Raw genomic sequence first — 2895 nt, forward strand, 5'->3', positions numbered from 1 at the left:
CTCGCGCCGGGGGACAAGCTCCCCACCGAGCGTGCGCTCGTGGAGCAGTTCGGCCTGTCCCGCAACACGGTCCGGGGTGTGCTCCGGGACCTGGAGGCCAGCGGCAAGATCATCCGCTTCATCGGGCGGGGGACGTTCGTGACCGGGCGCCAGCCGAAGGATCGTGTCCCCGACGTGCCGGCCGGCGCCGATGCGAGTCCGGCGGAGGTGATGGAGGTCCGGCTCATGCTCGAGCCGGCGGTGGCGGAGGCACTGGTCACCCGGGCGAGCGGTGCCGATCTCGCCTACATGCGTACCTGCCTGGAGCGTGCCGAGGCGGCCCGGGACTGGCGGGACTTCGAGAAATGGGATGCGGCGCTGCATGCGGCCATGGTCCGGGCGACCCGCAACCAGTTCCTCATCGAGATATTCGAGCGGATAGACGAGGCCCGGAGTCAGGCCGAGTGGGGCAAGCTCAAGCGGGCGAGCCTCACGGAGGAGCGGCGGCTCGGCTACCAGCACGAGCACCGGGAGATCGTGGGCGCGCTGCAGGAGCGAGACGGCCAGCTCGCCCGGGAGCTGACCGAAAAGCACCTGCTGCACGTGCGCCGGAATCTGTTGGGCTACTGAGCGGCCACCGGCCGACGCTAGCCGGTATGGTCTGTGGCGAAGGTCGGGGCCGTACCGCCCGCCCGCTCGGGCACGAGGGCCGACGCGGTGCAGACCAGCGCACCCGCCGCCGCGAAGCCAGTGAATACCGCAGCGTAACCGAACCCGGGGATGAGCACGCCGGCGAGCGACGAGCCGCAGACCTGGCCGACGGCGATAGCGGTGAACGGCGGTACCGCCCCGGCGGCGGGACGGTCGTGCAGGATCCTCACGCCGCAGACCACGTGCAGCCCGGTCAGGGTCATGTAGGCGACGCCGAACAGCGCGGCCGAGAGCAGGGCCACCGCGCCGTTGCCTGGCGCGGCGGCGATCAGCACCAGCGCCAGGGCCAGCAGGCCGAGGGCGGCCCCGTGGGTCAGCGGTGCGCCCAGCCGGTGGACGATGTCGCCGGTGCCGCCGCCGGCGAGCCCGGCGAGACCTACCGCGAGCCAGATCAGCGCGGTCTGCCGTGGCGATGCCCCGGCCAGGGCGGTGACCAGGTCCGGGGTGAATACCCAGTACGGCGCGCTCACCAGGCCCATGACGAAGGCGAAGACGGACAGCGTCGCCATCGCGTGACGCTGATCGCGGCCCAGTGCAGGGCGCGTGCCCGGTGCCTCGCCGTTCCCCCCGGGACGCGGTCCCGGCAGGTGGCGCCAGGCGAGCACGGCCGCCATGAGCGCCACGGCGGCGAAGGCCGTGTACGCGCTGCGCCAGTCGGTGGCCCAGGCGAGCACCGCGGGTGCCGCGGCGGCCACACCGATGCTGGTGCCCGCGTTGTTGACGGCGTTGAGCCGGCCATGGAGGCCGGACGGGGCCGAGGCGCGCACCGCCTCGGTCATCGTCGGCATGATCAGCCCCGTGCACACACCGCAGGCGCCGACCCCGAGTGCCAGTACGCCGGCACCGCGGGCACCGGCGATGGCCGCCAGGCCGACGAGGGCGGCCGCCGACGCCAGGACCGCCGTGGTCCGGGCGCCGAGGCGCTCGGCGAGAAACGGCGCGAACAGGCTGGTGGCGACGAAGCTCACGAACGTCAGTGCGCCGATGAACCCGATCGCCTCCGGCGATAGTCCGAGGGTCTCCCGGATGAAGGGCACGAACAGCCCGTAGGCGAAGCGGGCGAGGCCGTAGCCCAGGGCGACCAGCCCGGCGCCGAGTGCTGCGAAGCCGGTCACGCCCCGCCGGGTCATGGCGCCTCCCGGCCGTGCATCGCCCCGAGTAGCGCCCGGGCGTCGGCCCGGATCCGCTCCGCCCCGGTCACCGGGAGCGCCTGGGTCGCCCCTTCCAGTATCAGGTAGACCTGTCCGGCGAGCCGTTCCGGATCGCCGGCGCCATCCCGTGCGGCGGCCTCGCGGATGACCCCGATGACCTCGCGCTTGCAGGCGAGGGCGTTGATGTGGACCGCGGGGTCGTGGTGCTCGTATTCCCCCATAGCCTTCACCAGCATGCAGCCGTGGGCGCTGCGCTCGGCGAGCCATGCGCAGTGGGCGTCGACGAGCCGGGCGACCGAGTTCCCGGGGCCTTCATCCAGTGCCGCGCGCAGTACCGCCAGGTAGCGCCGGTGGCGCCGTGCGAGCACGGCGGCGACCAGCTCCTCCTTGGCCGGGAAGTGATGATAGAGGGTCATGCGGGCCACGCCGGCCTCGTTGACGAGGCGGTCGATCCCGGTGGCATGGAAGCCCTCCGTGTAGAAGAGCCGCTCGGCGGTGTCGAGCAGGGCGTCTCGTTTGCTGACGGTCATGCTGCGCCCCCGTCCGAACTGTATAGAACGATCAGTCTAACAATCGGTCGGGGGACGCCTGAAGGGGGGGCGGCGGGTCAGAAGGCCACGCGGTCGGCGCCCTTGAGCGCGAGCATCTCCCGGGCCTCCGCCGGTGTGGCGATCTCCAGGCCGAGCCCGTCGAGCACCTGGCGGATGCGCCCGACCTGGGCGGCGTTGGAGGGCGCGAGCACGCCACGGTCGAGGAACAGGTTGTCCTCCAGGCCCACGCGCACGTTGCCCCCCATGGCCGCGCCCATGCTCGCCAGCGGGAGCTGGTGTCGGCCCGCCCCCAGCACGGAGAAGCGGTAGTCGTCGCCGAACAGCCGGTCGGCGGTGCGTTTCATGTGTGCGAGCTGGTCCGGGTCCGCGCCGATGCCGCCGAGGATGCCGAGCACGAACTGCACGAACAGCGGCGGCCGCACCAGTCCCCGGTCGAGGAAATGGGCGAGGGTGAACAGGTGGCCGACGTCGTAGCACTCGAACTCGAAGCGCGTCCCGCAGCC

4 protein-coding genes are annotated in these 2895 nt (G+C 72.5%); 1 reads left to right on the forward strand and 3 read right to left on the reverse strand.

Annotation, left to right across the window (positions count from 1 at the left end; translation table 11 throughout):
• Nucleotides 1-609 (forward strand): FadR/GntR family transcriptional regulator (locus G7A99_RS25820; RefSeq protein ID WP_163142551.1); only part of this gene is annotated, 609 nt, incomplete at its 5' end.
• Nucleotides 610-626: 17 nt separating this feature from the next.
• Here the strand turns inward: G7A99_RS25820 and G7A99_RS17495 are convergent.
• The 3 genes from G7A99_RS17495 to G7A99_RS17505 all read right to left on the reverse strand — a co-directional run.
• The gene (locus tag G7A99_RS17495) at nt 627-1820 is read right to left on the reverse strand and encodes an MFS transporter (protein ID WP_163142554.1); all 1194 of its coding nucleotides are present in this window, start codon (nt 1818-1820) and stop codon (nt 627-629) included.
• Nucleotides 1817-2371, reverse strand: coding sequence for a TetR/AcrR family transcriptional regulator (locus tag G7A99_RS17500; RefSeq protein WP_163142557.1), 555 nt, complete (start codon nt 2369-2371; stop codon nt 1817-1819). The genes G7A99_RS17495 and G7A99_RS17500 overlap by 4 nt, the downstream gene beginning before the upstream one ends.
• 77 nt (nt 2372-2448) lie before the next feature.
• On the reverse strand, nt 2449-2895 hold a 447-nt coding region (locus G7A99_RS17505; RefSeq protein ID WP_163142560.1), incomplete at its 5' end, for a 3-keto-5-aminohexanoate cleavage protein.

Source organism: Arhodomonas sp. KWT (assembly GCF_010993615.1).